Origin of the sequence: Symbiobacterium thermophilum IAM 14863 (assembly GCF_000009905.1) — a bacterium.
GTDB lineage: Bacteria > Bacillota > Sulfobacillia > Symbiobacteriales > Symbiobacteriaceae > Symbiobacterium > Symbiobacterium thermophilum.
Window position 1 is genome coordinate 857,194 of record NC_006177.1, and the last position, 26,572, is coordinate 883,765.

Genomic DNA, 26,572 nt, shown 5'->3' on the forward strand with positions numbered 1-26,572 from the left:
TCAGCCGAACCGGCCTGTGATATAGTCTTCCGTGCGCCTGTCGGACGGGGTGGAGAAGATCCGCTCCGTCCGATCCATTTCCACCAGGCGGCCGTCCAGGAAGAAGGCCGTGTAGTCGGAGACGCGGGCGGCCTGCTGCATGCTGTGGGTGACCAGCACGATGGTGTACTCCTGCTTCAGGCTGGTCATCAGTTCCTCGATCTTGCCGGTGGCGATGGGGTCAAGGGCCGAGGTCGGCTCGTCCATCAGCAGCACTTCGGGGTTCACCGCGAGGGCCCGGGCGATGCAGAGCCGTTGCTGCTGCCCCCCCGAGAGCGTCAGGGCGGGCTTCCGCAGCCGGTCCTTCACCTCGTCCCAGAGCGCCGCGCGCCGGAGCGCGCCCTCCACGATCTCGTCCAGGTCGCCGTCGTAGCCGTTGATGCGGGGTCCGAAGGCGACGTTCTCGTAGATGGACTTGGGGAAGGGGTTGGGCTTCTGGAAGATCATCCCGATGCGGTAGCGGATCTCCACGGGGTCGGCCCCGGGGGCGTAGAGGTCCTGGCCCCGGAAGCTGACGTGGCCCTGGATGCGGGCGTCGGGCACCAGGTCGTTCATCCGGTTGAGGCAGCGCAGGAAGGTCGACTTGCCGCAGCCGGAGGGGCCGATGATGGCGGTCACGGCCCGCTCGGGTATCGTCATGCTGATCTGATGCAGCGCCTGGTGGGTGCCGTAGAAGAGGTCGAGGTTCCGGACGACGAAGCCGCCGGCTGCGACGCCGCCAGCAGCCGGGCTTGCCAGGACGACGGCCATGCTACCACTCCGCTTTCTTCTGGTATTTGTTCCTGAGCCAGATGGCGATGCCGTTGAGGCTCAGGAGGAGCGCCAGCAGCACGAGGATGCCGGCCGAGGCGACCTCCTGGAATGCCTTCTGCGGCATGCCGGCCCAGTAGTAGATCTGCACCGGCAGCACGGTGAAGCTGTCGAGCGGGGTCCTGGGCAGGCTGGTGACGTACACCCAGGCGCCCACCGCCAGCAGCGGGGCGGACTCGCCCAGGGCGCGGGAGACCGAGAGGATGGTGGCGGTGAGGATGCCCCCCAGCGCCGCTGGCAGGATGACCGTGAAGATCACCTGTGTCTTGCTGGCGCCCAGGGCGTACGCCCCGTGGGCCAGGGAGGGGGGCACGGCCCGGATCGCCTCCCGGGTGTTCACGATGATCACCGGCAGCACCATGAGGGCCAGGGTGAGGGCGGCGGCCAGGATCGACCGGCCGAACTGCATCCAGCGGACGAAGAAGGCCAGGCCGAATAGGCCGTAGACGATGGAGGGCACGCCGGCCAGGTTGTCGATGTTGAGCTTCAGGAACTGCGTCAGGCTCTGGCGCAGGGGCGACGGGCGGTCGCCCTCGGCGTAGAACTCCAGGAAGACGGCGGTCGCGACGCCGACGGGCAGTGCAAAGGCCGCGGTCAGCACGATGACGTAGAAGGAGCCCACCAGCGGGGCAAGGATGCCGGTCCTGTCGGCGAAGCGGGAAGCGTGGCTGGTGAGGAAGGACCAGCTGAGCCGGGGCAGCCCCGTCGAGAGCAGGTCCCAGAGCAGGATGGCCAGCACGGCCAGGGCGACGACGATCGCCAGCAGAAAGAGCCAGTGCGAGGCGGCATCCATCCGGCGCCTGCGGCGCCTGCGGGCAGCGATGTCGTTCATGCGCGCTCTCCCTCCTGGTAGCGGCGGCTGATGGCCCGGGCCAGCAGGTTCATCGCCAGCGTGATGAGGAAAAGGGCCATGCCGACGGCGTACATCGAGGTGTAAGCGGCCGAGCCGATCTCGAGGTCGCCCTGCGCCACCTGGGCGATGTAGCCGGTCATCGTCTGAATCGACTCCAGCGGGTTCAGGGTGAGTTTCGGGGTGGAGCCCGCGGCGAGGGCCACGATCATCGTCTCGCCGATGGCCCGGGAGACGGCCAGGATGACGGAGGAGACGACGCCGGAGAAGGCCGCCGGCAGCACCACCTTCAGGGCCACCTCCAGCCGGGTGGCCCCCAGGGCGAAACCGGCTTCCCGGAGGGACCGGGGGACGGCCAGCATGGCGTCCTCCGACATTGAGCAGATCATCGGCGTGATCATGATGCCCACCGTGATGAAGGCGGACAGGGCGTTGAAGACCTCGATGTCCGGGATGATCTTCTTCAGGAGGGGCGTCACGAAGGTGAGGGCGAAGAAGCCGTACACCACGGTGGGGATGCCTGCCAGCAGCTCCAGCAGCGGCTTCAGGATGCGCCGCACCCGGTCGGGGGCATACTCGCTCAGGTAAATGGCACTGCCCAGGCCCAGGGGTACGGCCACCAGCGCGGCGCCGCCGGCGATGATGAAGGTACCCGACACGAGCGGCGCGACGCCGAAGTGGGCGGGGCTGAAGGTGGGGGTCCACAGCCGGTCGGTCAGGAATTCCCGGACCGAAACGAGGGAGAAGAACTGGACCGTCTCGGTGAAGAGGGTGAGGACGATGCCCACCGTGGTCACCACGGAGACCAGCCCGGCGGCCAGGAGGAGCCCCGCGATCGCACGCTCCTTTCGGATCTGGCGCGCCCGGCGCCTGTCCGGGGCCAGCGCCGCCGCGGCAGAGGCCGGGGGATGCTGCGCTGTCGTAGCAGACATGATGCCACCTCCGCACGATTCGTCACGCACTTGGGAAACGGCCCGGAGGTCCCGGTGAGAAGCGGGCGCTTCCCCGGGACCTCGCGGCCACTGAAAGGGAGACCGTTTACTTCAGCTTGGCCAGGTTGTCCTGGTACATCTCCTCAGGCAGCGGCGTGTAGCCGACCTGGGCGGCGAGCTCCCCGGCATTCTCCATATAGAAGGTGACGAACGCCTTGACCTCGGGCCGCTCCAGGGCCTGCCTGGAGGGGTAGATATAGATCAGACGGGAGAAGGGGTAGGAGCCGGCGGCGATGGTGTCGTCGTTCGGCTCGACGCAGCCGTCGCCGGCGTCGATGGCCAGGGCCTTCATGGTGTCCTTGTTCTCGGCGTAGTAGGCGTAGCCGAAGTAGCCCATCGCGTACTTGTCGCCCGCCACGCCCTGCACGAGCACGTTGTCGTCCTCTGAGGCGGTGAAGTCGGACCGGGACGCGTCGCCCTTGCCGTTGACCATCTCGTTGAAGTACTCGAAGGTGCCGGAAGCGGTGCCGGGGCCGTAGAGCTTGATGGGCGCATCGGGCCAGCTCGGGTCCACCTCGTTCCACCGGGTCACGGTAGACTCAGGCCCCCAGATCTTGTGGAGCTGCTCGGTGGTGATGCAGGTCAGGAAGTCGTTCTCCTTGTTGACCACGACCGACAGGCCGTCGTAGGCCACCGGAAGCTCGATGGGGTCGAGCCCGTTGTTCCTGGCCTCTTCGAGCTCCTTCTCCTTGATCGGCCGGGAAGCGTTGGCGATGTCGACCTCGCGCTTGACGAACTTGCCGATGCCGGCGGAGGAGCCGGAGATGCCGACCGGGACGTCGACCCTGGGATGCACCTTGCGAAACTCCTCCGCGACGGCGATGGAGATGGGACCCACCGTGGAGGAGCCGTCCAGCGTAACCGTTCCCGAGAGCTCGGTGCCGGCGGATCCGCCGCTGCTGGAGGGCGCCGGGTTGTTCGTGCCCGGATGGGACGCGGGCGGATTGCCCGCCCCCGGCTGGCTGCCGGGGTTGCTGCTCGCCCGGCCTCCGCAGGCGGTGAGCATGGCGAGCAGGGCCGCAGCGGCAGCGGTGGTCATCAGAGTCCGCTTCATGGCTGTGTCGATCCCCTTTCTCTGCTGGCTCTTGGCCGAGTACTTCCGTAGCTCGATACCGATGCTATCACCCGGGTGTTGTGCGGGGGTTTTGGTCTGGTTAGCCTTTGGTTAAGGACACATGAAGAAACACAGGGCGTCGAGCGGCCGGGCCGGGTTCTGCGGCCGGCGCGATCTGCCTTGGGAAGGGCGCGATGACCTGGGGAATCCCGTCGATGCAGGTCAACGGGGCTTGGAGGCGGTGTATAGGATCGGCAGAAGATGGGAAACCTGAGGGGAGACCCCGCGGCCGAGCCGGGGTCATGGCCCTACGCCCCCCGGCCCCAGGGGGAGGCGTTTTCCGGGAAGCGCCGTCACCCCGCGGCGCACACACGAAACGACCCCGCACCCTGCGTTCGCCAGGGGCGGGGTCGCCTGCGTTTCCGGATATCGCTAAGAGATCTTGCGCTTGAGCTGCTCGTACTCCGCGCGGTCGATCGTGCCGGCCTGAAAGGCCGCCTCCAGCTCGTCCCGGTTGCGGAACGGCAGCGCCTGCGCGCCGAACTTGCTGTACAGCACCTGGACCCGCTGGTAGAGCACGATGTTCAGCACAAGGCTGATCACCACGGCGATGAAGGTCGCCAGGATCGCCCAATTCGGCCACTGGAGCACTTCCTTCATGGTACCCGTCCTTTCCTTACCTGTTACGGCCAGGGATATGGTCTGTCAGGCCATCTCCCTCTATTCGCTAAACGGGCCGGTCATCCCTTCCTCGAAAGGCCGGGTATGGCTTGCGGCCCTGTGCACAAAAATGTACAATAGGCGCTAGCACAATCCTGTGCACACGAGGGGGTGGCGGCGCGTGCAGCTGGTCCGGATCGGCGACAAGGTGATCAACCCCGAGCGCATCTACCGGATGGTGGACCGGATGCTGGAGCTCCGGTCGCAGGGGCTCTCCCAGCAGGAGGTCGCGGAGATCCTCGGGGTGGACCGCACGCTGATCTCCCGCCTGGAGTCCGTAGGCGAGATGCGCAAGGGCAAGCGGATCGCCCTGGTCGGCTTCCCGGTGGCCAACGGCCCGGAACTGACGGCCATGGCCGCGGCGGAAGGGGTGGACTTCATCCTGCTGATGTCCGACCAGGAGCGGCACGAGTTCGCCCGGAGCCAGAACGGCGTGGAGCTCCTGAACCAGGTGATGCGGCTCATCGCCAGGGCCCGGGCGTGTGACGCCGTCATCTTCATCGGGTCCGACGAACGGCTGAAGATGGTGGAGGCCCTGGTCGGCCCCCACGTCATCGGCATCGAGATCGGCCGCTCGCCCATGAAGGAAGACGTGTACGTAAGCCCCGAGAAAATCCGCAATCTCATCCGCAGTCTGAAGGACTGAGCGCAAGGGAGGCATCACCTGGTGAAGCGCATCGTCAGCGTCAGCCTCGGCTCGTCCCGGCGGAACTCGGTCGCCACCGTCAGCGTGCTGGGCGAGGAGGTGACGGTGGAGCGCATCGGCACCGACGGCTCCATCGAACAGGCCATCGCCCTGATCCGGGAACTGGACGGCAAGGTCGACGCCTTCGGTATGGGCGGCATCGACCTGTACGTGTACGCAGGCGGCCGCCGCTACGCTTTCCGGGACGCGAAGCGCATCGCCGCCGCGGCGGTCCGCACCCCCATCGTGGACGGCTCGGGGCTGAAGAACACTCTGGAGCGCAGGGCCGTGTACTGGCTGGACCGGAACGTGATGCCCCTGCGCGGCAAGCGGGTGCTCATGGTCGCCTCGGTGGACCGCTTCGGCATGGCCGAGGCCCTGGTGGACGTCGGCGCGGACATCGTCTTCGGCGACATGATGTTCGCCCTGGGGATCCCGATCCCGATCCGGAGCTTCCGCACCATCCACGTGCTGGCCCGGATCCTCCTGCCCATCATCACCCAGCTGCCCTTCACCTGGCTCTACCCCACGGGGGCCAAGCAGGAGACCCACCAGCCCCGGTTCACCGAGTACTACCAGTGGGCGGACCTGATCGCCGGCGACTGGCTCTACATCCGGCGGTACGCCCCCGACCGGCTGGAGGGGAAGACGATCCTGACCAACACCGTCACCCCCGCCGACATCGAGTGGATGAAGCAGGCCGGGGTCGCGACCCTGGTCACCACCACCCCGAACCTGGGGGGCCGCTCCTTCGGCACCAACCTCATGGAGGGGCTGATCGTCGCCGCGGCCAAAAAGCGCGCCGATGAGATGAGCCCGGCGGACTACGAGGAGTGGCTCGACCGCATCGGGTTCACGCCGCGGGTGGAGCGGCCGGCGGCCCGCGGCAGCGCGGCCGGGGACTAATACGCACGACTAGGAGGATTCCCGTGCACCTGTTTACGGAATACGTGAACCCCCACCTGGGGCGGCTCCTGGAAGCGATCAATATGGATAAGCGCTTCGTGCGGGGCGAGGGGTGCTACCTCTGGGACAGCGAGGGCCGCCGCTACCTGGACTTCGTGGCGGCGTACGGCGCTCTGCCCTTCGGATTCAACCCGCCGGAGATCTGGGAGGCGCTGCGCGCCGTGGAACTCACCGGTGAGCCCTCCTTCGTGCAGCCGTCGGCGCTGCAGGCGGCCGGCGAGCTGGCCCGTCGGCTGATTGAAGTCGCACCGGAGGGGCTTCGCTACGTCACCTTCGCCAACTCGGGCGCCGAGGCGGTGGAGGCGGCCATCAAGGCCGTGCGGGCCGCGACCGGACGCATGGGCATCATCTCCTGCGAGAACTCCTTCCACGGCAAGACCCTGGGCGCGCTCTCGGCGACCAACCGGCGGGCCTATCAGGACGCCTTCGGCGCGCCCATCCCCGGCTTCGCCAAGGTGCCCTACGGCGACCTGGATGCCCTGGAGCGGCTGCTCGCGGCGCACCCGGACGAGTTCGCCGGGTTCATCGTGGAACCGATCCAGGGCGAGGGCGGCATCGTGGAGCCGCCGCCCGGCTACCTGGCGGCCGCCAAGGCGCTGTGCCGCCGCTACGGCGTCTTCTTCATCCTGGACGAGATCCAGACCGGCCTGGGCCGCACCGGCCGGCTCTTCGCCTGCGAGGAGGAGGGCGTGACGCCGGACGTGATGGTGCTGGCCAAGGCCCTGGGCGGCGGCCTCGTCCCCATCGGCGCGATGCTCTGCACGGAGGAGGTCTACACCGAGGAGTTCGCCATGAAGCACTCCTCCACGTTCGCCGGGAACACCCTGGCGGCCCGGGCCGGCCTGCGGTCGCTGGAGCTGCTCACCCGGGACGACGGGGCGCTGGTACGCCAGGTGGCGGAGAACGGCGCCTTCCTGAAGGCGGGGCTGGAGGAGCTGCAGCGGCGGTACCCGCACGTGCTCCGCCGGGTGCGCGGGCGGGGCTTCATGCTGGGGCTGGAAATCGGCGTCGACCGGTCCACCTACGGCCGCACCTGCCTGCTCGGGGTGCTGGCGGAGCAGGACAACCTGACGCCCATCCTTTCTTCTTACTTGCTGAACGTCTGCGGCCTGCGGGTGGCCCCCACGCTGAACGGGTCGGCCGTCATCCGCATCGAGCCGCCGCTCATCGCCACGCGGGAGCAGTGCCAGGCGGCCGTCGTCGCCGTGGAGCGGATGCTCATCCCGCTGGCCGAGGGCAACACCGCGGAGCTGGTGTCCCACCTGCTGGGGGTCGAGTCCCGGCCACAGAACCTGCCCGCCCCGGTGCCGAAGCCGCTGCCCGAGCCCAGCGGTGACCCCGGGGAGGGCCGGATCGCCTTCCTCGTCCACCCGGTGGACTGGCGCAACTATCCCGAGATGGACGAGTCGTTCCAGGTCTTCAGCACCGCGGAGATCGCCGAGATGGCTGACCGGTTCAACGACCTCCTGGAGCCCTTCGTGGCCGGCTCCTGCCGGGTGACGGCCCCGGGCGGCCGCCGGGTCTTCGTCGACTTCGTCGTGGTGCCCCGCACCGCCGACCAGTTGATGGGCATGCCCCACGCCCAGGCCGTCGCCGAGGTGCGGGCCGCGCTGGAGATCGCGAAGAAGCGGGGCGCGCAGCTGGTGGGGCTCGGGGCCTATACGTCGGTGGTCACCCGCGGCGGCCTGCACCTGCGCAACCCGGGCGTGGCCCTCACCACCGGCAACTCCTACACCGTCGTGTCGGCCGTGGAGGCCATGTACCTGGCGGTGGAGCGGCTGGGGACCCGACTGCCCGAGGCCACCGTCGCCGTGGTCGGGGCCACCGGCGCGATCGGCCGGGCCACGGCCATCCTGCTGGCGGAGGGGGTGGGCCGGGTGGTGCTCATCGGCAACCCGGCGCGGCCCGAGGCCAGCCGCAGGCGGCTGCTGAAGGTGGCCGGAGACATCGTCGCCCACCTGGCCGACCTGATCCGGGAGGGCTATCCCTTCGCGCCGGGCACCCTCGGCGCCCGGCTGCAGGAAATGGGGCCCCTGCCGGAGCCGGTGGCCGAACCGGGAGCGTGGGAGGCCCTGGCGCTCGCCCTGGAGCAGGCCGGCGCGCTCCGGATCACCACGGACATCGACGCCGCCCTGCCCGAGGCGGACCTGGTGCTGACCGCCACCTCCAGCGCCGAGGACCTGGTGACCCCGGCCAACCTGAAGTTCGGCGCCGTGGTCTGCGACATCTCCCGGCCCCCCAACGTCTCCCGGGCGGTGAAGGAGGCCCGGCCGGACGTGCTGGTGATCGACGGCGGGGTGGTGGAGGTGCCCGGCCGGCCCGACCTGGGCTGGAACTTCGGCTTCGAACGGGGGCTGGCCTACGCCTGCATGGCCGAGACCATGATCCTGGGGCTCATGGGCCACTTCCAGGACACCTCCCTGGGCGCCGACCTCAACCTGCCGATGATCCGGCAGATCCGCCAGTGGGCGGAGGAGCTGGGCTTCCGGCTGGCGCAGCTCCGCTCGTTCGACCGGCCGCTCTCCGAGGCGGAATGGGCGCAGCTCATGGCCGCCCGCGCCCGGGTGCTTAGTGCCGCTGGGGATGATTAAAAAGGATCATAGTCAAATAACTCCTGCGTATGCAGGAGTTCAGGCTGCAGACAAAGGCGCCTCTTGTGGCCGCTCAGCGGCTCACAGGAGGCGCTTCTTGGTATGTACTTCCAGAAATTCGCCTGGATTTGCCTCAGTTGGGTGCTGGGGAAGTGGGAAACGGAGGGTCTTTCCCGGTATCCTTAGGCGCTCAAGGCATACGAAGATCGCCGGCTCTCTAAGAGGGCCAGCTTCTTCAAGTTCTGCGCCAGGGCCGACACCAGGCACTGGTGCTGCACACGTTTTCGGCCTCTGTATCGCGCATACCGCAGACCGTGCAACTCTTTGGCATCGGCAAAACTGCGCTCTACCGTTTCCCGCCGACGCTGTGCGAGGCGCTGCCCTTCATCCGTCTTCACAAACTCCCGCGCCTCTTCCCGCAGGTGCTCGTAGAGGTGGCGATGGATCACTTTCTGCTTCGTGGTGGAGCGAGTACACTGGCCAAGGAGTGGACACGACGCACAAACCGAAGCATCGGATCGGTAGACTCGGTAGCCGTCACGGTTGGTGGTGACGTACGTCAGCCACTGCTTGGCCGGGCAGCGGTAGGCATCCCGTGAAGCGTCATACTTGAAGCGCCACTTGCCCATCAGTTCCTTGGGCGAAGGGTGACGGCGATGCGCTACCGCAGCCTGAATCCCTCGCTTGGACAGCAGGTGCAGAACCTCCAAGGTGTTGTACCCGGCATCGACTCCAACCTTCTCGACCTTCAGCCCGTGCCGGTCAACACGGGAAAGGCACGTGGGGTAAACCTGGGCGTCGGTCATCGCCGCCGACGTGACGAGCACGTCGAGGATGAAGCCGTGGCGACCATCGACGGTGCGGTGCTGCAGGTAGTGAAACCCGTCAGGCTTCCCCTCACGGCGAAGCATCGCCGCTTCCGGGTCCGTCAGGCTGACCGTCATCTCGTCAACCGACAGATCCGGCTGCGGGTCTTCTTTGCGTTCGGGCAAGGGCTTCAGCCCGTGGGCCTCGCGGTCAGCGTTCACTGCGGCCAGTAAGCCATCCTCCGTATCATCATTTGCCGCACACTCTTCCCGTTCGGCCCGACGAGCCGCCAGGTGCCGTTCCCGGGCTCTGGCGATGTCCTCCAGGGTAACGCCTTTCGTACCTTCTTTGGCAATCCGACGCTTGTTGGCGTTTGCCTTCAGGTGGCTGGAATCGGTGAAGATCATGCGACCATCGATGTATCCGGCATCAATGGCCTGCTTGACGACATGGTCGAACAGTTCCTCAAACAGGCCGGAGTCCTTCCACCGACGGCTGTAGTTCTTACCTGGCGTGGTGAAGTGCGGGACCGGATCGGTAAGCCCCAACCCCAAGAACCAGCGGTAGGCGACGTTGACCCGGATCTCCTCGACCAAACGCCGATCCGATCGGATGCCGAAGAGGTATGCGATGAGCTCCATCTTCACCAGCACTACTGGATCGATGGCCGGTCGCCCCCGGTCGCTGTAGAACCTGGCCGTGCGTTCCCGGATGAAGTCAGTATCAAGTATCGCTTGGATCTTCCGGAGCAAATGATCTTGGGGCACCAAGTCTTCGATCAGCACGAGCTCATACTTGCGCTGAGCATGTCCATGTTCCCGAAGCACCGCATTCACCACCGCCAGATACTGCTTATGTTGCCATTGTACAACAAAATCCGGGCACCCGCGAGGGGTTACCCGGATTTTGTCTTCAACCTGAACTCCTGCGTATGCAGGAGTTTTTTCTATGGCGGAGAAACGGAGGAATGGAAACGCTTCCATATCGGTTCTTGCTGCACTCCTGTAACTTTTTGCTCACGAATTGTGGAAACGGTTTCCGAAGGAGACGAACGACGTGAAGGTGACCATCCGGGATGTGGCGCGGCGTGCCGGCGTGGGCGTGGCCACCGTGTCGCGGGTGCTCAACGGCACCGGGTACGTGAAGGCCGAGACGCGGGAACGGGTCCTGGCGGCGGCGGCCGAGTTGGGATACGTGCCCAGCCAGCTGGCCCGGGGGCTGGTGCGGCGCCTGAGCGGCACCGTCGGCCTGGTGGTCCCGGACATCACGAACCCGTTCTTCCCCCTGATCACCCGGGGGGTGGAGGACGCCGCCAGCGAGGCGGGCTACACGGTCTTCCTCTGCAACACGGACAACGACCCGGTGCTGGAGGCGCAGGACGTCCGCAAGCTGCGGGAGCACCGGGTGGACGGCATCATCTTCGTGGGCACCACGGAGCGCCGGGAGCTGGTGGACCAGCTGCTGGCCGATGACATCCCGGTCGTGGTGATGGACCGCCAGCTGGAGCACGCCGACGTCGACACCGTGACGGTGGACAACGTGGCCGGCGCCCAGGCCGCCTGCCGGCATCTGATCGAGCTGGGCCACCGGCGCATCGCCCACGCGGCCGGCCACCAGTCCACGCGGACCGGTCAGGACCGCTGCCAGGGCTACCGGATGGCCCTGGAGGAGGCGGACATCCCGTACGACCCGGCCTGCGTGACGTGGGGCGACTTCACCTTTGAATCGGGCTTCCGGGTCGGCCAGGTCCTGCTGGGGCTGTCGCCGCGGCCGACCGCGGTCTTCGCCGGCAACGACCTGATCGCCCTCGGGGTCATCCGGGCCGCCGAGGAGGCCGGCCTCTCCGTCCCCGACGACCTCTCCGTCGTCGGCTTTGACAACATCCAGATGGCTGCGCTGGTGCGGCCGGGCCTGACCACGGTGCGCCAGCCGGCCCGGGAGATGGGCCGCCTGGCGATGACCATGCTGCTGGAGCGCATCCGGGGCGAGTTTTCCGGCCCCGGCCGGCGCCATGTCTACCCGCCCGAGCTCATCGTGCGCGGGACCACCCGAAGGAGGGAGCCACTTGGATAGGCCAGTGGTGGTGGTAGGGAGCTTGAACCTGGACCTGGTGGTGAACCCGGAGCGGGCGCCCGCGGCCGGCGAGACCGTCTTCGCCCCGCGGCTCGACCAGTTCCCGGGAGGGAAGGGGGCGAACCAGGCGGTGGCCGCCGCGCGCCTCAGCGCCCCGGTGGCGATGGTCGGCCGGGTAGGGCAGGACGCCTTCGGCGACCGGCTGCTGGAGAGCCTGCGGGCCGACGGCGTGGCGACGGAGGGAATTTCCCGGTCGGCCACGGCCGGCACGGGCACCGCCGTGATCACGGTGGAGGCCACCGGACAGAACCGGATCGTGGTCGTGTCCGGCGCCAACGCCGAAGTGACCCCCGAGTTGGTGGAGGCCCACGGGCCGCTCATCGCCTCGGCTTCCGCGCTGCTGCTGCAGCTGGAGGTGCCCGTGGAGGCCTGCGTCCGGGCGGCCGAGCTGGCCGCAGCGGCAGGGGTGCCGGTCATCCTCGACCCCGCCCCGGCGCCGGCGGAGCCGCTGCCCGAGCCGCTGAGGCGGAACACGTGGCTGATCACCCCCAACGAGACCGAGGCCGCCGCACTCACCGGCGTGCCGGTGGCCGGCCGCTGCGGGGCGGAGGAGGCGGCCCGGGTGCTCTGGGCCCAGGGCTTCCGGCAGGTGCTGATCAAGCTGGGCAGCGAGGGCGCCTACCTGTTCCGGGGCGGCGCCGGCCAGTGGTTCGAGCCCTTCCGGGTTCCGGTGGTGGACACGACGGCCGCGGGCGACGCCTTCGCCGGCGGGCTGGCCGCGGCGCTCCACCGGGGGATGGCGCTGGAAGAGGCGGTGCGCTGGGGCATGGCCGCCGGCGCCCTGGCCGTCACCCGGCCCGGCGCGCAGCCGGCGATGGGAAACCTGGATGAGCTCATGACCTTGCTGCGGACAGGGAGGTTGGACGCATGAAGAAGACGACGCTGCTGAACCAGGCGCTCTCGGAGGTCGTGGCGGGCATGGGCCACGGTGACCTGCTGGTGATCGGCGACTACGGGCTGCCCTGCCCGAAGGGGGTCCGGCGCATCGACCTCGCCCTCAGGCCCGGCATCCCGGCCTTCCTCGACGTGGTGGAGACCATCCTCGCCGAACTGCAGGTCGAGGCGGCGGTGGTCGCCCGGGAGACCGCCGAACGGAATCCGGCGGTCCAGGAGGGCCTGACCCGGCTTCTCGGCGGGGTGCCGGTCACCACCGTCTCCCATGAGGAGCTGAAGGAGATCTCAGCGCGGGCGGTGGCCCTGGTGCGCACCGGGGAATGCACGCCGTACGCCAACGTCATTCTCAGGGCGGGGGTGACCTTCTGATGCCGGCCGCTCCCGTCGTGGAGATGCGGGGGATCGACCGGAGCTTTCCCGGGGTGCGGGCCCTGAAGGGCGTGGACTTCGAGCTGCGGCCCGGCGAGGTGCACGGGCTGCTCGGGGAGAACGGCGCCGGGAAGTCGACCCTGATGAAGATCCTGGGTGGCCTCTACCGGCCGGAGGCGGGCGAGGTGCTCATCGACGGCCGCCCGGTCACCATCGACTCGCCGGCGGCGGCGACGGCCCTGGGCATCGCCTTCATCCACCAGGAGCTGAACCAGGCCCTGCACCTGTCGGTGGCCGAGAACATCTACCTGGGCCGTCCGCCCGTGACCGGCCCCTTCCGCCGGGTGGACTGGCGGGCGATGTACCAGGGGGCGGCCGCGGTGCTGGAGCGGCTGGGCGCGCAGATCGACCCGCGGGCGACCCTCGGCAGCCTGGGGGTGGGCGCCCGGCAGATGGTCGAGATCGCCCGCGCCCTGTCGCTGGACGCCCGGGTGCTGATCATGGACGAGCCCACCGCGGCGCTCACCGAGCCCGAGGTGGAGCGGCTGTTCGCGGTGATGCGGAGCCTGGTCGAGGCCGGCGTGGCGATCGTCTACATCTCCCACCGGCTGGAGGAGATTTTCACCATCTGCGACCGGGTGACCGTGCTGCGGGACGGCCAGCGCATCGGCAGCTGGCCCATCGACCAGGTGACCGCCGACCACCTGATCACCCACATGGTCGGCCGCCAGCTCACCGAGCGCTTCCCCAAGGTGGAGGTGGCGCCGGGCGACACGCTCCTGGAGGTGCGGGACCTCCTGCTCCGGGGCTCCTCCACCCCGGTCTCGTTCACCGTGCGTCGCGGCGAGATCCTGGGGATCGCCGGCCTCATGGGCGCCGGCCGCACCCACCGGGGCCAGGGCTTCCATGAGGCCGTCGACGGCGTCCAGGGAATCGATGTGGTGGCGAGCCAGCCCGCGGACTTCGACCGGGCCAAGGGCCTGACCGTCATGGAGAACATCCTGCAGGCGCACCCTGACATCGTCGCCGTTTTCGCCCACAACGACGAGATGGCCCTCGGCGCCCTGGAGGCCATCGAGGCCGCCGGCAAGGCCGACCAGATCAAGGTCGTCGGCTTCGACGCCACCGACGACGCGGTGAAGGCGGTCCAGGAGGGCCGGATGGCCGCCACCGTCGCCCAGAAGCCCAAGGAGATGGGCCGCCTCGGCGTGGAGACCGCCCTCAAGCATCTGAACGGCGAGAAGGTGGACGAGTATATCCCCGTTCCGCTGGAGCTGGTGACCAAGTAAGCCAGCGGTGTGCGGCGCGAAGGGAGGCCCCGTCCGGGGCCTCCCGCTTTCTTATGGACTCCATCCGCATCCGAGCCGCCGAACATAACGGATAATGTGTCCAAATCGGCGTATCCGATTCTCGTCACTGTGGGGGAGGATGAAACCTGTGCTTCGACGTGTCGCCGCCGTGTTGCTGGCCCTGCTCCTGGTCGGCAGTGCCGCATACGTGAACCGGGACCGATCCCCGGAGACGGCGGCTGCCGGCACGCCCGGAGGCCCGGTCCGGCTGCTTCTGGCCGTGCCGGCCGGTTCCGGGTCCATGGCCCTGCGGCCCGTCGAGCCGGATACGCTGGCTGATCTGCCCGGGTTCGACCCGATCCCCGTGCCGCTGGGCCTGACGGTCATCGACACCGCCGGCCTGCGCGCGGTGGGTTGTTTGGACCTGCCCGTCTCCGATCTGGCCCTTGCGCCCGACGGTCGGCGGTTGCTGCTCTGGGGCGCCAGCTGGGACTGCACGACAGGCTGCGCGCGGGAGGGGCACGGCGTCTACGTCGTGGATCCGGCCAGGCTCACCCAGGTCGCCCACCTGCTGCCGGGCAACGTCGCGACCCCGCGGGGATTCTCGCCCGACGGGCGCTACGCCTACGTTGAGGAGGATACGGGCCAGGGCAAGCTCCGGCACCGGGTGCTCCACCTGGCCACCGGCCGGCTCGGGGCGGGCCCCGTCATGCGGGGGCCCGCCCTACGCGTCCTTGACGCCGAGCTCCTCCGGCGTGATCGAGAGCCGCTCCGCCCCGTCCGGGGTCACCAGGAAGGTGGACTCCAGCCCCACCGCGCCCACGCCGGGGAAGAAGAACTTGGGCTCCACCGCGATCACGTTGCCGGCCTCCAGCGGGGTGGTCTGCTTCGGAGCCAGGATCGGCCATTCGTCCAGCTCGAGCCCCACGCCGTGGCCGACGAACCGTACCCGGCTGTTGCCCGCCCCCATGAAGTGCTCCTCCAGGCCCGCCCTGCGCGCGATGTCCACGCTTCGCTCCCAGAGCTGCTGGCCGGTGGCGCCGGGGCGCGCCTCCCGGGCGACCATGTCCAGGATCTGCCGGGCGGTGTCGTGGGCCTCCACGAGCTGCCGGGGTAGCTTTCCGATCACCATGGTGCGGGTCTGGTCGTGGACGTAGCCATCCACCACCGTCGGGAAGTCGACGCAGACGGGCTCGTCCCGGCGGATCGGGCGCCGGCTCGCGCCGTACGGGGCGGCCGGGGTGAGCCCCTCCCCGCCGAAGGGGGTGTCGGCGAAGGAGAACGCCAGCGCCGTCTCCCCGGCCAGTACCATCATGGCCGGGGACTCGAAGGCGTTGTGCGCGTGCCAGCGGATCATGCCCTGCGCGCCGGCCAGCCGCTGGGCGCCCTCGCCCACCACCGACAGCTCCAGCTCGGTCATTCCCTCCCGCAGCGCGGCAAACAGCGCCCGGTAGGTCTCGTCGGCCGCCCTGGCCGCAGCCCGGATGCGTTCCACCTCCCACGGCGACTTGACGGAGCGGAGCCGGCGCAGGACAGGACCCACGTCGGCCGCATCCACGCCGGGCAGATGCCGCCGGTAGACCTCGAACTGCGCCACCGGCAGCCGGTCCAGCTCCATCCCGATCCGGCGGGCCCCGCCCAGGTGGTCCGGCAGCGCGCGCAGGGTGGTGAGCGGCTCGATGCCGGGCAGCGCGCACTCGCGGCGGGCGCGCTCCAGCACCCGGCGCACCAGGTACCGGGGCTCTCCGTTCGCCGGCACCCAGAGATGCCCCTGCTGGGCGGACCCCGTGAAGTACAGCAGCGACGTGGTGCTGTGGAGCAGGGCGCCGTCCAGCCCCAGGTCGCGCAGGGCCGCCTGCAGCCGGCCGATGCGGAGGTCCAGCTCGTGGCGGGGCGTCAGCAGCATGGGAATTCCTCTCCTTTACCAGGGTTTCTGATCCATTATGACGACGGCCGCCGCCCTGGGGCGACGGGGGGCCCCGCTGCATACGCTGGACCAGACGCAGCGTGTTCCGCGCCGGAGAGGAGGTGGCCCATGCTTCTCGAGATCATCAGCGAGGCGGTCGTCGGCCGGGCCGAACATACCTTCACCTGGACGCACACCCTGCCGGCCGACGGGGTGGTCCAGGTCCTCGGCGTGCGCCCCGGACCGTCGGAGGCCAGGGTGCGCGCGGAGGGCGGCTCCCCGCAGGCCGAGGTCACGGTGGACGTCGACCTGTGGTTCCTGGGCCAGGACGGTACCCGCGTCACCCGCACCCGCTGCCAGACCGTGCAGCCGGCGCCGGTGGCCCTGCGGGGGAACCTGCTGAGCGACCCTTCCTACGACCTGCGGCTGCTTGGCAACGCGCGCACCACCGACGTGCGGGTGGAGGATGGCAGCGTCCACCTGGACATGGCCGTCACGGTGGAGGTGGAGGCGAGGGCCCTGACCCGCTACTGGGTGCGGGCGGAGGATCACGTGCCCGCGCGGTGACCACATAGCTCCTGCGGCCCGCGGCCGGAAGGCCGCGGGCCGGCGCTTTACGTAAACCAGGTCCGGCCCCGCTGCATACGGTGGAGAGAGGAAAGGCGGGGATGGATGTGAGGGCCCTGGTTCTCTGTGCCAGCCGCGGCACCCGGCTGCGGCCGCTGACCCATACCTGGGCAAAGGCATCGCTTCCCGTTGCCGGGCGCCCCATCTGGCAGCACATCTTCTCTTACCTGGCGGCGCACGGATTCGACGAGATCGGGGTGGTCGTCGGCCCGGGCCAGGAGGAGCTGGCCCGGAGTGTGAAGCGGTGGTCGCCGCAGCGCGTCACCGTCATCCTCCAGGCAGAGCCCGCCGGAATTGCCCACGCGGTGGCCGCGGCGCGCCCCTTTCTGGCCGATCAGCCCTTCCTCCTCTACCTGGGCGACAACCTGACCAACGCGGACCTGGGGCCGGCCCTGCGCCGGTTCCGTGCGGAGGCGCCGTCGGCCCTGATCACCCTGCAGCGGGTGGCGGACCCGCGCACCTTCGGGGTGGCCGTGCTGGACGGTGGCCGCGTGACGGCGGTGGCGGAGAAGCCGGCAGAGCCCACGTCGGACCTGGCCATCGCGGGCATCTATTTCTTCTCCCCCGAGGTCCATGCCGCGATCGCCGGCCTCACGCCGTCCGCGCGCGGTGAGCTGGAAATCACCGACGCCATCGCCCGGCTCATCGCCGGCGGTCGGATCGTGCTGGGGCACGAGCTCTCCGGCTGGTGGGTGGACGCGGGCACCGCCGCCGGCCTGCTGGCCGCCAACGCCCGCCTGCTGGAGGCGCTGGCGCCCGGAGTGGACCCCACGGCCGTCCTGGAGGGCGTGGAGATGGAGGGGCCCGTCGTGGTCGGGCCGAGCGCGGTGCTGCGCCGGGTCCGGCTGCGCGGGCCGGCGTTCGTCGGCCCCGGCTGCCGCCTGACGGACGCCGAGGTCGGCCCGGCCACCAGCGTCGGGGCCGGCGCGGAGCTGGAAGGCGTCAGGGTTTGGAACTCGATTCTCCTCCCCGGCTCCCGCCTGGCAGGGCCGGGGCTCTGTCTCGCCGATTCGGTGGTGGGCGCCGGCGCGACCGTGTCCGCCAGCCCGGAGGGTCCCGCCACCCTGGTGGTGGGCGACGACGCCCACCTGGCGATTCCGCCGCGACCGCGGTAAAGCTGGGAGGTGACCCGGTGAACAACAGTCCTGTGATCATCTACGTGCCCGCGGGCGCGGGGATCTACGTGCCGCCCACGGGCGGTGTGCAGATTATCGGCTCCGGCCGCGCCGCACCAGGCGACGAGCCGCTGCTCACGGCCCGGCTGATCCTGGATCCCGAGGACGATGCGCCCCCCGGGCCGGTGCCGGAGCCTCGGTGGGATGCGAAGGCCGACCGGCGAGGGGCGCAGGTGAGCGCCGTGGCGCCCGCCCGACGGAATCAGGAAGAGGCGCTTCCGGACCTCACGGTCCCGCCGGAGATCCAGGATCTCGCCGAGCGGGCGGCCAAGGCCTGGGACATGAAAGTGGGCAGCTGGACGGTCGCCGCCACGAAACCGGAAAAGGGTTGGGGCGCCATCTGGCGCATCGAGACCAACCGGGGGCCCCGGGCCCTGAAGCTGCTCCACCGGCCCTTCGAGCGGAACCTCTTCTCCATCGGCGCGCAGGACTACCTCGTCCGGCGGAAGGCCCGGGTCGCGCCGCTGGTCCCCACGCGCGACGGCAAGCTCTACACCGTGGTGGACGGCCGCATGTTCATCGTGGCGGAGTGGATCCAGGGGCTGCGTCAGGCACCCAAGGACACGGTGGACGGCGCGGCCCTGCTCTGCAGCGGCCTGGCCGAGTTCCACCGGCGGTCGCTGGGGTACAGACCCCCGAGCGGGGCGGCGCCCTCCAGCCGGCTCCACCGCTGGCCCCGGGTCTACCGGAAGCTCCGGACCAAGCTGGACTGGTTCGAGCACCTGGCCCGGGCCTACCGGGAGATGCCCGCCAGCCCGCTGCTCCTGGAGGTCCTGCCCCGCTTCAAGGCCCAGGCGGACGAGGCGATCCGGATGCTGGAGGCGTCGGCTTACCGGAAGCTGGCCGCCCGGGGCGAAGAGGCCTGGGGGCTGGCCCATCAGGACTACGGCTGGTCCAACGGCCAGGTGGGGCCCGACGGCAAGGTCTGGATCATCGACCTGGACGGCGTGGCCTTCGACCTGGCCTTCCGGGACCTCCGGAAGCTGATCACCGGCACCATGGACGACCGGGGCGACTGGGACCTCACCTGGATGAAGGCGATGATCCGGGCCTACCATGAGGTTCACCCCATCGAGCCCGAGGCGATGCAGGTCATGCTGATCGACATGTACCTGCCCAACGAGTTCTACAAGCTGGTGAAGGACGTGCTCTACGACCCGAACCTGCTGGACGCGACCATGGTCCAGGCCCTGCAGCGGCTTCTCATCACCGACGAGCACAAGCAGCAGGCCCTGCGGGAGCTGGGCCTGAGGCGGAGGGGGTGACCGGTGCCGTGCGGAGCCTGATGATCTGCACCGAGAAGCTGCCGGTGCCGCCGGTGCGGGGCGGGGCCATCCAGACCTATATCCACGCGGTGGCGCCGCGCCTCGGCCGCCACCACCGCGTGACCGTGCTGGGCGTGGCGGACCCGGAACTGCCCGACCGGGAGATCCGGGACGGGGTGGAGTACTGGCGCGTGCCCGCCGGCACCTTCCCCCAGTACCGGGACCGGGTGGTGAACCTCCTGCGCCGGGCCGGCCGCAAGTTTGACGTGGTCCACCTGTTCAACCGGCCGCGCCTGGTCCTGCCGGTGCGGGAGGCGCTGCCGGAGAGCCGGCTGATCCTGAGCCTGCACAACGAGATGTTCCGGCCGGAGAAGATCGGGCCCGAGGAGGCCCGGGCGGCCATCGCCGCGACCGAGCGCATCGTCACCGTCAGCAACTTCATCGGCCGAGGGGTGGAGGCGCTCTACCCCGAGGCCCGGGGCAAGTGGAGCACGATTTACTCCGGGGTGGACCTGGACCGCTTCCTGCCCATCTGGACGCCGGAGGCCCGGCGCATCCGACAGCGGCTCCGGGCCGAACACGGCCTCGGGCGGGGACCGATCCTGCTCTACGTGGGGCGGCTCTCCCCCAAGAAGGGGGCCGACGTGGTGGCGCGCGCCCTGGGCCCGGTGGCCCGCCGCTACCCCGAGGCGACCCTGGTGCTGGTGGGCAGCAAGTGGTACGGGGAGGACCGCATCAGCGACTACGTGGCCTACGTGCGGGCGCTGGCCGCCCGGGCGCCGATGAAGGTCCTCGCCACCGGCTACGTGCCGGCCGACCGGGTGCACGAGTGGTTTGCGGCCGGCGACCTGTTCATCTGCGCCTCGCAGTGGGAGGAGCCGCTGGCCCGGGTCCACTACGAGGCCATGGCCGCCGGTCTGCCCATTATCACCACTGCACGGGGCGGCAACCCCGAGGTGGTGCGGGGCCAGGGCAACGGCCTGGTGGTGGAGGAGGCCGGCAGCCCTGAGATCTTCGCTCGCGCGATCCTGCGCCTCCTGGGCGACGCCGACCTGCGAACCCGGATGAGCCGTCGGGGGCGGGCGCTGGCCGAGGCGCACTTCGGCTGGGACCGGGTGGCCGCCGAGATCCGGGCCCTCTGGGAGCGAGGGTAGGGATGCGCATCGCGCTGGTCTGCACCGAAAAGCTGCCGGTGCCTCCGGTGCGGGGCGGGGCGATCCAGACCTATATCGACGGGGTGCTGCCCTACCTCGCGGCCCGGCATGACGTCACGGTGGTGGGCCGGGCCGACCCGGCCCTGCCGCCGGCAGAAGAGGCGGGGGGCGCCCGGTTCGTGCGGGTGGCCGCCGACGACGGCCCGGAGGCATACGCCGACCGGGTCGCCGCTTTCCTGGCGGCGGAGCGGTGGGACGCGGTGGAGGTCTTCAACCGGCCGGCCTTCGTCGAACGCATCGCCCGGGCCGCCCCCGGCGCCCGGCTCATCCTCTCGCTGCACAACGCGATGCTGGCTCCGGACCGGATCGACCCCGCCCGCGCCCGGCGCATCCTCGGGATGGTGGACCGGGTGGTGACCATCAGCGACTTCATCCGGCGCACGGCCGTCCGGATCTACCCCGAGTTCGCCGCCAAGTTCCGCACGATCTACTCCGGGGTGGACCTGGACCGGTTCCGCCCGGGCCCCTGCCCGGCCGCCGCAGCCCTGCGGGCGGCCCTGGGCATCGGGGGGCGCACAGTGGTCCTCTCCGTCAGCCGGCTCTCGCCCAAGAAAGGCGTCCACCTGCTGCTGGAGGCGATGGCGCACGTGGCCCGGACCCACCCGGGGGCGGTGCTGGTGCAGGTGGGATCCCGCTGGTACGGCCGGAACGACCCGGACGACTACGTGCGGGACCTGGCGCGGCGGGCGGCGGAACTGGGGGACGCGGTGCGCATGGCGGGCTACGTGCCCTACGGGGAGGTGGACGGCTACTTCCGCATGGCCGACGTCTTCGTCTGCGCCTCCCAGTGGGAGGAGCCCCTGGCCCGGGTGCACTACGAGGCCATGGCCTGCGGGCTGCCGATCGTGACCACCGACCGGGGCGGAAACGCCGAGGTCGTGGCGGAAGGGCGCGGCGGGCTGATCGTGCGGCCCCACGACCGGCCCGAGGCCTTCGCCGCCGCCATCCGGACGCTGCTGGACGACCCTGCGCTCCGGCGGCGGATGGGCGCCGAGAACCGGCGGCTGGCCGAGGCCCGGTTCGGCTGGGACCGGGTGGCGGCCGAACTGCTGGCGGTACTGGAGGGATGAAGGGTGGCGCGGTTTCTCGTGACCGGCGCGGCCGGGTTCATTGGATCGCACCTGGTGGAGGCGCTCCGCGCGGCGGGGCACGACGTGGTCGGGGTCGACCGGCGGCCCGGGGCGGACGTGGTGGGCGACCTGCTCACGCTGGACCTGGCGCCGCTCCTGGACGGCGTCGAGTACGTGGTGCACCTCGCCGGGCAGCCCGGCGTGCGGGAGAGCTGGAGCCAGTTTCCCGCCTACCTGGCGGGAAACCTGCAGACCACCCAGCGGCTGCTGGAGTCCCTCCGGGACCGGCCCCTGAAGAAGTTCGTCCTCGCGTCCACGTCCTCGGTGTACGGCGAGGTGCCGATGCCGGCCCGGGAGGACGGGCCGGCCATGCCGGTCTCGCCCTACGGCCTCACCAAGCTGGCGGCGGAGAAGCTGTGCGACCTGTACGGCCGCACCGCCGGGATTCCATGGGTCGCGCTGCGCTACTTCACCGTCTACGGTCCCCGCCAGCGGCCGGACATGGCGTTCAGCCGCTGGTTCAACGCCGCGCTGGACGGCGAACCCATCCAGATCTACGGCGACGGCAGCCAGCTCCGGGACTTCACCTACGTGGCCGACGCGGTGACCGCCACCCAGCGGGCGGCGCTGAACCCGGTGGTGGGGGTGCCCATCAACGTGGGCGGCGGCAGCGCGGTCACGGTGCGGGAGGCGATCCGGCTGATCGCCGCCATCACCGGCCGGCCGATCCGGATCCGGCAGCTGCCCCCGGCCCCGGGCGACATGCGGGAGACCCGTGCCGACACGGAGCGGCTCTGGCGGGAGGTGGGCTTTCGGCCCTCCACCCCCCTGGAGGAGGGGCTCTGGCAGCAGTATCGTTGGCACCTGGCGCAGCGGGCGTGACGGGGCGCGCCCGCTGCGCCGGTCTCGCGCGGGCCGGCCGGGTGCCTGGCCGCCCGGCCCGCCGTGGAGCAGATCGGGGCGGCCCGGCATAGGTTGAGGTGAGAACATCGCCCTGAGGAGGATGGCCCTTGTCCAGCATTCGGCTGCAGGAGATCATGACCCGTGCCGTGGTGGGCCGGTGTGACCGGCGGGTCGTCTGGACGCACACGGCGCCCGCCGACGGCGCGGACTGCGTTCTCGGGGTCCACGTCGGCAACGCGCAACTGACTGTCGAACCGGGCCCGTCCGGGCCGGAGGTGCGCCTGACCGCCGTCTGCGAGGTCTGGTGCGGGGCTGGCGACGGAACCCGGGTCGAGCGCATCACGTGTACACATACAGAGCCCGCAGACGTGCCCCTGGTGGCCCGGGTGGTCGGGGAGACCGAGACCACCGGCCGCCTGCTGCGGGGCGCCCGCTGCCTGGAGGCGGAGGTGCGCGAGGGACTGTTCCACCTGACCATCGAGATGCATATCGCCCTGGAGGCGGTGGGCACGGCCCGGCTCTGGGTGAAGGCCTTTGACCTGGAGGAGGAAGGGGCCGCGGACCTGGACGCCTTCGGCTCGGGTACCAGCGACTCGTCCCAGAGCGTCGAGGAGCCGGTCGCCGACTGGGAGGGGCAGACCGAGGCGGAGACGTGGGCGGAGCCCGAAACCTGGGCTGAGCCGGAGGAGTGGACCGGGACGGCGCCGGATGGGGAGCCGGAGGAAGGCACCGAACGGGCAGGGAAGGCGGAAGGCCAGGCGGACCCGGAGCCGGAACCGCTGGCGGAGCCGGAGCCACCTTCGCAGGCGGACGGCGAGCCGGTGGCCTGGGACGCATTCCGGACCGACATGGCGGCCGTGGCCTCTGTGCAGGACCGGGAGTCCCGCCGCACCAGCACCGCCGTCACCCGGTTCCGGGGGCCGACCAGCGCCCGGATCACCATCATCCAGTAGCCGTCGGGGGGCTATCCCCGTCATCGCGGATGACCCGATTCATCCGGGATGACGGCGGGTAGCCCCTTCGCTGTGCGGCTCCGTCACAGGGAGGCCAGCTCCCGGAGCAGCACGGCCCGCCGTTCGACCGCCCAGCGGCGCAGCCGCTCGACCTCCCGGGGGAAGTCGGCACGGCGCAGGTACGGATCCCGCTCCCGCCAGGGCTCCACCTGGGAGGCCAGCCGGTCGATGAGCGGCAGCACGCTGTCCGGGGCCAGCGGCCCGTCCAGGGCGCGAAGGAAGGCCCGGCGGAAGCGGCGGCGCCCTTCCGGGTGCGCGAAGAGCCGGTAGGAGAGCTTGTTCCAGCCGGTCACCGGCACCCGGTCCAGGCGGGCGGGCCGCCCGTGGATGTCGATGCCCCAGGTGGCGTCGTAATCCCACGGGATGATGCGGAACCGGCGCTCGCCAGGCTCCAGGTAAAGGGCGTAGTTGTGCACGAAGCCGTCGCGGTTGCCGACGAAGACCGCGCCGATCACCCAGTGGACGTACCGCTCCAGGTCGAACCACCGGGCGGCCGCCTGCAGGAACGACGCGTCGTCCGCCAGGTTCAGGTCCAGGAGCATCTGCCGGATCGGCTCCGTGTCGGCGCCCTCCACCGGGTGGTAGCCCCTGTCCAGGGGCTCCTTCAGCGTGCGGGTGAAGGGACTGATCAGGCCGAAGTTGGCGTTCCGGTTGATCGCGTAAAAGATCGGCCCGGGGGGCCAGCCCCGGCGCAGGCAGAAGTCCCGGTCCACCGACTCGAGTCCGACGTACAGGCCGGCCGGCTCGCCGCTGACGGTGGGCAGCACGTGCCGCCACCGGGGCGCGTCCACGCCCAGCAGCGGGAAGAGGGTATAGGACAGTGCCGAGCGCATGAGGGTAGGGTCGACGAAGTCGGCGTTGAGGTGGATGCGCTGCACGGTGTGGCCGGCCGGGGGCTCGTCGGGCAGGCGCGCTCCGCGCAGGGTCACCTGCAGGGACCGCTTGGGGAACTTGCGGGAGTGTGCGCCGCGGATGCGCACGGAGACCGGCAGCTCCGGCCCGTGGTTCCAGCGGAGCGTGCCGGTCAGGCTTCCCTCTGCCAGCCGGGGCCACGGGTCCGGCCCCAGAGCAAGATCGCAGAAATCCATGGGTTCACATCCTCGCTGGGGTGAGCTAGGTGACGTAACGCGGCGCGCTGGCATAAGATGGACCGTCAGGTCGCAGCAGGGACCGTACGACTGCGGTGGAGGGATGCGAACGTGGCTCAGTCCGGGGACCTGATGGCGCGTCTCTTGAACCTGGTGCAAGAAGAGAAGCGGGATATGGAATCACTCTATGCGGAAGAGCCGGTTCGGGCGCACCTGCTGCAGGCGACCGGCGATGATGGCTCCGGCGACGGCAGCGGTTCCGGCGACGGGTCCGGCGGGGGCTCGGGCGACGGCAGCGGTTCCGGCGACGGGTCGGGCTCCGGTGATGGATCCGGCGCCGACGACGCCGACGCGGCCATGACCGGCGGCGGCTCCGGCGGCGACGAAGCGGACGCCGACGGCTCCGGCGCGGACGCAGGCTCGGGCGGCGAGGACGGGTCCGGCGACGAGGGCGTCGACGCGACGATGACCGACGACGGCTCCGGCGCGGACGCGGGCTCGGGCGGCGAGGACGGGTCCGGCGACGAGGGCGTCGACGCGACGATGACCGGCGGCGGCTCCGGCGGCGATGCCGACGGTGCCGACGATGATAGCTTCGGCAGCGGGATGTAGCGACGTTGCGCATAAGGAAAGGGGCTGTCCGGCAGATCATCTGCGATGACGCCGGGGCAGCCCCGTTTGCCTGTTTGCCGGCCGGGCGGGCCCCGGACCGGGGCCCGCCGCCGGCGGCGGTACACATGCCCGTGGTCAGCGGCCCCTGCGCCCCACGCCCCGGTATCGCAGCCCGGCGGCGGCCATGGATGCGGGGTCGAAGAGGTTGCGGGCGTCCACCACCAGATCGCCCGCGAGAGCGGACCGGATCTCCTCCGGCGGGGCGGCCGCATATTCGGGCCACTCCGTCAGCACCAGCAGCGCGTCGGCGCCCCGGATCGCCTCCCAGGGATCGTCGACCAGCTCCAGCCCCGCCGGCAGACCCTGCGCCTGACCCGCGGCCAGGGCCGCCGCGAAGTTGCCCCGCGCCTGCGGGTCGTGGGCCAGGACCCGGGCGCCCTGGGCCAGGAGCGCGGGGACGATCGCCAGGGCAGGGGACTCCCGGACGTCGTCGGTGCCGGCCTTGAAGGCCAGGCCCCAGACGGCGATGCGCCGCCCGGCCGCCGGTTCCAGCATGGCCAGCACCCGCTCCCGCTGCCGGAGGTTGGCCCGGCGGGCCGCGGGCAGGAGGTCCAGCCGCACACGCCTGCGCCGGGCGGTCCAGAGCAGGGCGGCCAGGTCCTTGGGCAGGCAGGAGCCCCCGTACCCGGGGCCCGGATGGAGGAAGTGGCCGCCGATGCGCCGGTCCAGCCCCACGCCTTTCAGCACGGCCAGGCCGTCGGCGCCCAGGGCGTCGGCCAGGGCGGCGACCTCGTTGGCAAAGGAGAGCTTCACCGCCAGGAACGCGTTGCTGGCGTACTTGATGAGTTCGGCCTCCTCCCACCCGGTGGTCACCAGGGGCGCGTCGATGCCCCGGTAGAGGTCGGCGACCTGCCGGGCCGCCGGGGCGGATTCGGCGCCCACCACGATCCGGTCGGGGTGGAAGAAGTCGTGGATGGCGGTGCCCTCCCGCAGGAACTCGGGATTGGAGACCACCGCAAAGCCCGCGCCCAGCCGGCCCTGTGCGCGGCGGTTGGTGCCGGGCGGAACGGTCGATTTCAGCACGACGGTCAGGGGTTCTGCCGGGCGGCGCACCCGCAGGTCGTCCAGCAGCCTCCACAGCGCCTGCAGGTCGGGAGCGCCGGAGGAGGACGGCGGGGTGCCGACGCAGACGATGATCATCCCGGCACGGCGAATGGCCTCGTCCAGTGACGTGGTCACCGTCAGCGACCGGCCCAGGTGGCGTCGGAGCAGCCGGTCCATCCCCGGTTCGTAGAAGGGGCATTCGCCCCGCCGCAGTCGGGCGACCCTTTCACCATCGATCTCCAGAAGCGCGACTTCGTGTCCCAGTTCGCAGAGGCAGGCGGCCGTGGTGAGTCCCACGTAGCCTGCGCCGGCTACGGCGATGGGCAAGAAGCTTCCCCCCGGTGGAGATGATGCTCCATCTTATGGCGCAGGAGATCCACCGGCCTTAGCGAACCT

24 protein-coding genes are annotated in these 26,572 nt (G+C 70.4%); 15 read left to right on the forward strand and 9 right to left on the reverse strand.

Going from position 1 to position 26,572, the window contains the following annotated elements; all coding sequences use genetic code 11:
- The 5 genes from pstB to STH_RS03980 all read right to left on the reverse strand — a co-directional run bounded on the left by pstB (nt 1) and on the right by STH_RS03980 (nt 4,405).
- The gene (pstB, locus tag STH_RS03960) at nt 1-789 is read right to left on the reverse strand and encodes a phosphate ABC transporter ATP-binding protein PstB (protein WP_011194894.1); all 789 of its coding nucleotides are present in this window, start codon (nt 787-789) and stop codon (nt 1-3) included.
- A gap of 1 nt (nt 790) precedes the next feature.
- Nucleotides 791-1,681, reverse strand: coding sequence for a phosphate ABC transporter permease PstA (pstA, locus tag STH_RS03965; RefSeq protein WP_043713289.1), 891 nt, complete (start codon nt 1,679-1,681; stop codon nt 791-793).
- Nucleotides 1,678-2,631, reverse strand: coding sequence for a phosphate ABC transporter permease subunit PstC (pstC, locus tag STH_RS03970; protein WP_011194896.1), 954 nt, complete (start codon nt 2,629-2,631; stop codon nt 1,678-1,680). The genes pstA and pstC overlap by 4 nt, the downstream gene beginning before the upstream one ends.
- A 106-nt stretch (nt 2,632-2,737) precedes the next feature.
- Nucleotides 2,738-3,745 carry a PstS family phosphate ABC transporter substrate-binding protein gene (locus tag STH_RS03975; RefSeq protein ID WP_050742102.1) on the reverse strand — a complete coding sequence of 336 codons (1,008 nt, stop codon included), beginning with the start codon at nt 3,743-3,745 and terminating at the stop codon, nt 2,738-2,740.
- A gap of 432 nt (nt 3,746-4,177) precedes the next feature.
- Nucleotides 4,178-4,405 (reverse strand): hypothetical protein, encoded by a 228-nt coding sequence (locus STH_RS03980; protein WP_011194898.1) that lies wholly within the window; start codon nt 4,403-4,405, stop codon nt 4,178-4,180.
- 181 nt (nt 4,406-4,586) lie between these two features.
- Here STH_RS03980 and STH_RS03985 point away from each other — a divergent pair, with 181 nt between their 5' ends.
- The 3 genes from STH_RS03985 to STH_RS19635 are packed head-to-tail and all read left to right on the forward strand — an operon-like array spanning nt 4,587 to nt 8,707.
- Nucleotides 4,587-5,111 carry a helix-turn-helix domain-containing protein gene (locus STH_RS03985; RefSeq protein WP_011194899.1) on the forward strand — a complete coding sequence of 175 codons (525 nt, stop codon included), beginning with the start codon at nt 4,587-4,589 and terminating at the stop codon, nt 5,109-5,111.
- A 21-nt stretch (nt 5,112-5,132) separates the two neighbouring features.
- On the forward strand, nt 5,133-6,056 hold the full coding sequence (locus STH_RS03990; protein ID WP_011194900.1) for a hypothetical protein: 924 nt from the start codon (nt 5,133-5,135) through the stop codon (nt 6,054-6,056).
- Nucleotides 6,057-6,079: 23 nt separating this feature from the next.
- Nucleotides 6,080-8,707 (forward strand): aminotransferase class III-fold pyridoxal phosphate-dependent enzyme, encoded by a 2,628-nt coding sequence (locus STH_RS19635; RefSeq protein WP_011194901.1) that lies wholly within the window; start codon nt 6,080-6,082, stop codon nt 8,705-8,707.
- Nucleotides 8,708-8,889: 182 nt separating this feature from the next.
- Here the strand turns inward: STH_RS19635 and STH_RS04000 are convergent, their stop codons facing one another.
- Complete coding sequence (locus STH_RS04000) at nt 8,890-10,341, reverse strand: IS1182-like element ISSyth2 family transposase (RefSeq protein WP_043713291.1); 1,452 nt, start codon at nt 10,339-10,341, stop codon at nt 8,890-8,892.
- Between the two features lie 229 nt (nt 10,342-10,570).
- Here STH_RS04000 and STH_RS04005 point away from each other — a divergent pair, with 229 nt between their 5' ends.
- Genes STH_RS04005 through STH_RS04020 form a run of 4 tightly spaced genes read left to right on the forward strand, consistent with a single transcriptional unit; the run spans nt 10,571 to nt 14,199 of the window.
- Nucleotides 10,571-11,587: a LacI family DNA-binding transcriptional regulator gene (locus tag STH_RS04005; protein ID WP_043713293.1), complete on the forward strand. Its 1,017-nt coding sequence runs from the start codon at nt 10,571-10,573 to the stop codon at nt 11,585-11,587.
- Nucleotides 11,580-12,518, forward strand: a complete 939-nt coding sequence (rbsK, locus tag STH_RS04010) for a ribokinase (RefSeq protein ID WP_011194904.1) — start codon at nt 11,580-11,582, stop codon at nt 12,516-12,518. The genes STH_RS04005 and rbsK overlap by 8 nt, the downstream gene beginning before the upstream one ends.
- Nucleotides 12,515-12,910, forward strand: a complete 396-nt coding sequence (gene rbsD, locus STH_RS04015) for a D-ribose pyranase (protein ID WP_011194905.1) — start codon at nt 12,515-12,517, stop codon at nt 12,908-12,910. The genes rbsK and rbsD overlap by 4 nt, the downstream gene beginning before the upstream one ends.
- Nucleotides 12,910-14,199, forward strand: a complete 1,290-nt coding sequence (locus tag STH_RS04020) for an ATP-binding cassette domain-containing protein (protein WP_011194906.1) — start codon at nt 12,910-12,912, stop codon at nt 14,197-14,199. Before rbsD ends, STH_RS04020 begins: the two co-directional genes overlap by 1 nt.
- 724 nt (nt 14,200-14,923) lie before the next feature.
- Here the strand turns inward: STH_RS04020 and STH_RS04030 are convergent.
- Complete coding sequence (locus STH_RS04030; RefSeq protein ID WP_011194908.1) at nt 14,924-16,105, reverse strand: M24 family metallopeptidase; 1,182 nt, start codon at nt 16,103-16,105, stop codon at nt 14,924-14,926.
- Nucleotides 16,106-16,234: 129 nt separating this feature from the next.
- Here STH_RS04030 and STH_RS04035 point away from each other — a divergent pair, with 129 nt between their 5' ends.
- The 7 genes from STH_RS04035 (at nt 16,235) to STH_RS04065 (ending at nt 23,312) form a co-directional block, all read left to right on the forward strand.
- On the forward strand, nt 16,235-16,672 hold the full coding sequence (locus STH_RS04035) for a hypothetical protein (protein WP_011194909.1): 438 nt from the start codon (nt 16,235-16,237) through the stop codon (nt 16,670-16,672).
- A gap of 107 nt (nt 16,673-16,779) precedes the next feature.
- Nucleotides 16,780-17,847, forward strand: coding sequence for a sugar phosphate nucleotidyltransferase (locus tag STH_RS04040; protein WP_043714875.1), 1,068 nt, complete (start codon nt 16,780-16,782; stop codon nt 17,845-17,847).
- A gap of 17 nt (nt 17,848-17,864) precedes the next feature.
- Nucleotides 17,865-19,172 (forward strand): CotS family spore coat protein, encoded by a 1,308-nt coding sequence (locus STH_RS04045; protein WP_011194911.1) that lies wholly within the window; start codon nt 17,865-17,867, stop codon nt 19,170-19,172.
- Nucleotides 19,173-19,180: 8 nt separating this feature from the next.
- Nucleotides 19,181-20,326, forward strand: coding sequence for a glycosyltransferase family 4 protein (locus STH_RS04050; protein ID WP_011194912.1), 1,146 nt, complete (start codon nt 19,181-19,183; stop codon nt 20,324-20,326).
- 2 nt (nt 20,327-20,328) lie between these two features.
- The gene (locus STH_RS04055) at nt 20,329-21,456 is read left to right on the forward strand and encodes a glycosyltransferase family 4 protein (protein ID WP_011194913.1); all 1,128 of its coding nucleotides are present in this window, start codon (nt 20,329-20,331) and stop codon (nt 21,454-21,456) included.
- A 3-nt stretch (nt 21,457-21,459) separates the two neighbouring features.
- A complete protein-coding gene (locus tag STH_RS04060) occupies nt 21,460-22,338 on the forward strand; it encodes an NAD-dependent epimerase/dehydratase family protein (protein ID WP_011194914.1) in 879 nt (292 codons plus the stop codon).
- 128 nt (nt 22,339-22,466) lie between these two features.
- A complete protein-coding gene (locus STH_RS04065) occupies nt 22,467-23,312 on the forward strand; it encodes an outer spore coat protein CotE (RefSeq protein WP_011194915.1) in 846 nt (281 codons plus the stop codon).
- 83 nt (nt 23,313-23,395) lie between these two features.
- On the opposite strand, the gene STH_RS04070 is transcribed toward STH_RS04065, so the two are convergent.
- The gene (locus STH_RS04070) at nt 23,396-24,460 is read right to left on the reverse strand and encodes a CotH kinase family protein (protein WP_050742104.1); all 1,065 of its coding nucleotides are present in this window, start codon (nt 24,458-24,460) and stop codon (nt 23,396-23,398) included.
- A 111-nt stretch (nt 24,461-24,571) separates the two neighbouring features.
- Here STH_RS04070 and STH_RS04075 point away from each other — a divergent pair, with 111 nt between their 5' ends.
- Nucleotides 24,572-25,072, forward strand: a complete 501-nt coding sequence (locus tag STH_RS04075; RefSeq protein ID WP_050742105.1) for a hypothetical protein — start codon at nt 24,572-24,574, stop codon at nt 25,070-25,072.
- Between the two features lie 135 nt (nt 25,073-25,207).
- Here STH_RS04075 and STH_RS04080 read toward each other — a convergent pair whose 3' ends face one another.
- Complete coding sequence (locus STH_RS04080) at nt 25,208-26,503, reverse strand: UDP-glucose dehydrogenase family protein (RefSeq protein WP_011194918.1); 1,296 nt, start codon at nt 26,501-26,503, stop codon at nt 25,208-25,210.
- Between the last annotated feature and the right edge of the window lie 69 nt (nt 26,504-26,572).

What these genes read in the sequence shown, in the direction of transcription:
- STH_RS04055 (WP_011194913.1), top strand. Translation starts at nt 20,329, where the DNA reads ATGCGCATCGCGCTGGTCTGCACCGAAAAGCTGCCGGTGCCTCCGGTG.
- pstC (WP_011194896.1), bottom strand. Translation starts at nt 2,631, where the DNA reads ATGTCTGCTACGACAGCGCAGCATCCCCCGGCCTCTGCCGCGGCGGCG.
- STH_RS04035 (WP_011194909.1), top strand. Translation starts at nt 16,235, where the DNA reads ATGCTTCTCGAGATCATCAGCGAGGCGGTCGTCGGCCGGGCCGAACAT.
- STH_RS04070 (WP_050742104.1), bottom strand. Translation starts at nt 24,460, where the DNA reads ATGGATTTCTGCGATCTTGCTCTGGGGCCGGACCCGTGGCCCCGGCTG.
- rbsD (WP_011194905.1), top strand. Translation starts at nt 12,515, where the DNA reads ATGAAGAAGACGACGCTGCTGAACCAGGCGCTCTCGGAGGTCGTGGCG.
- pstB (WP_011194894.1), bottom strand. Translation starts at nt 789, where the DNA reads ATGGCCGTCGTCCTGGCAAGCCCGGCTGCTGGCGGCGTCGCAGCCGGC.
- STH_RS04030 (WP_011194908.1), bottom strand. Translation starts at nt 16,105, where the DNA reads ATGCTGCTGACGCCCCGCCACGAGCTGGACCTCCGCATCGGCCGGCTG.
- STH_RS03975 (WP_050742102.1), bottom strand. Translation starts at nt 3,745, where the DNA reads ATGAAGCGGACTCTGATGACCACCGCTGCCGCTGCGGCCCTGCTCGCC.
- pstA (WP_043713289.1), bottom strand. Translation starts at nt 1,681, where the DNA reads ATGAACGACATCGCTGCCCGCAGGCGCCGCAGGCGCCGGATGGATGCC.
- STH_RS03980 (WP_011194898.1), bottom strand. Translation starts at nt 4,405, where the DNA reads ATGAAGGAAGTGCTCCAGTGGCCGAATTGGGCGATCCTGGCGACCTTC.
- STH_RS04020 (WP_011194906.1), top strand. Translation starts at nt 12,910, where the DNA reads ATGCCGGCCGCTCCCGTCGTGGAGATGCGGGGGATCGACCGGAGCTTT.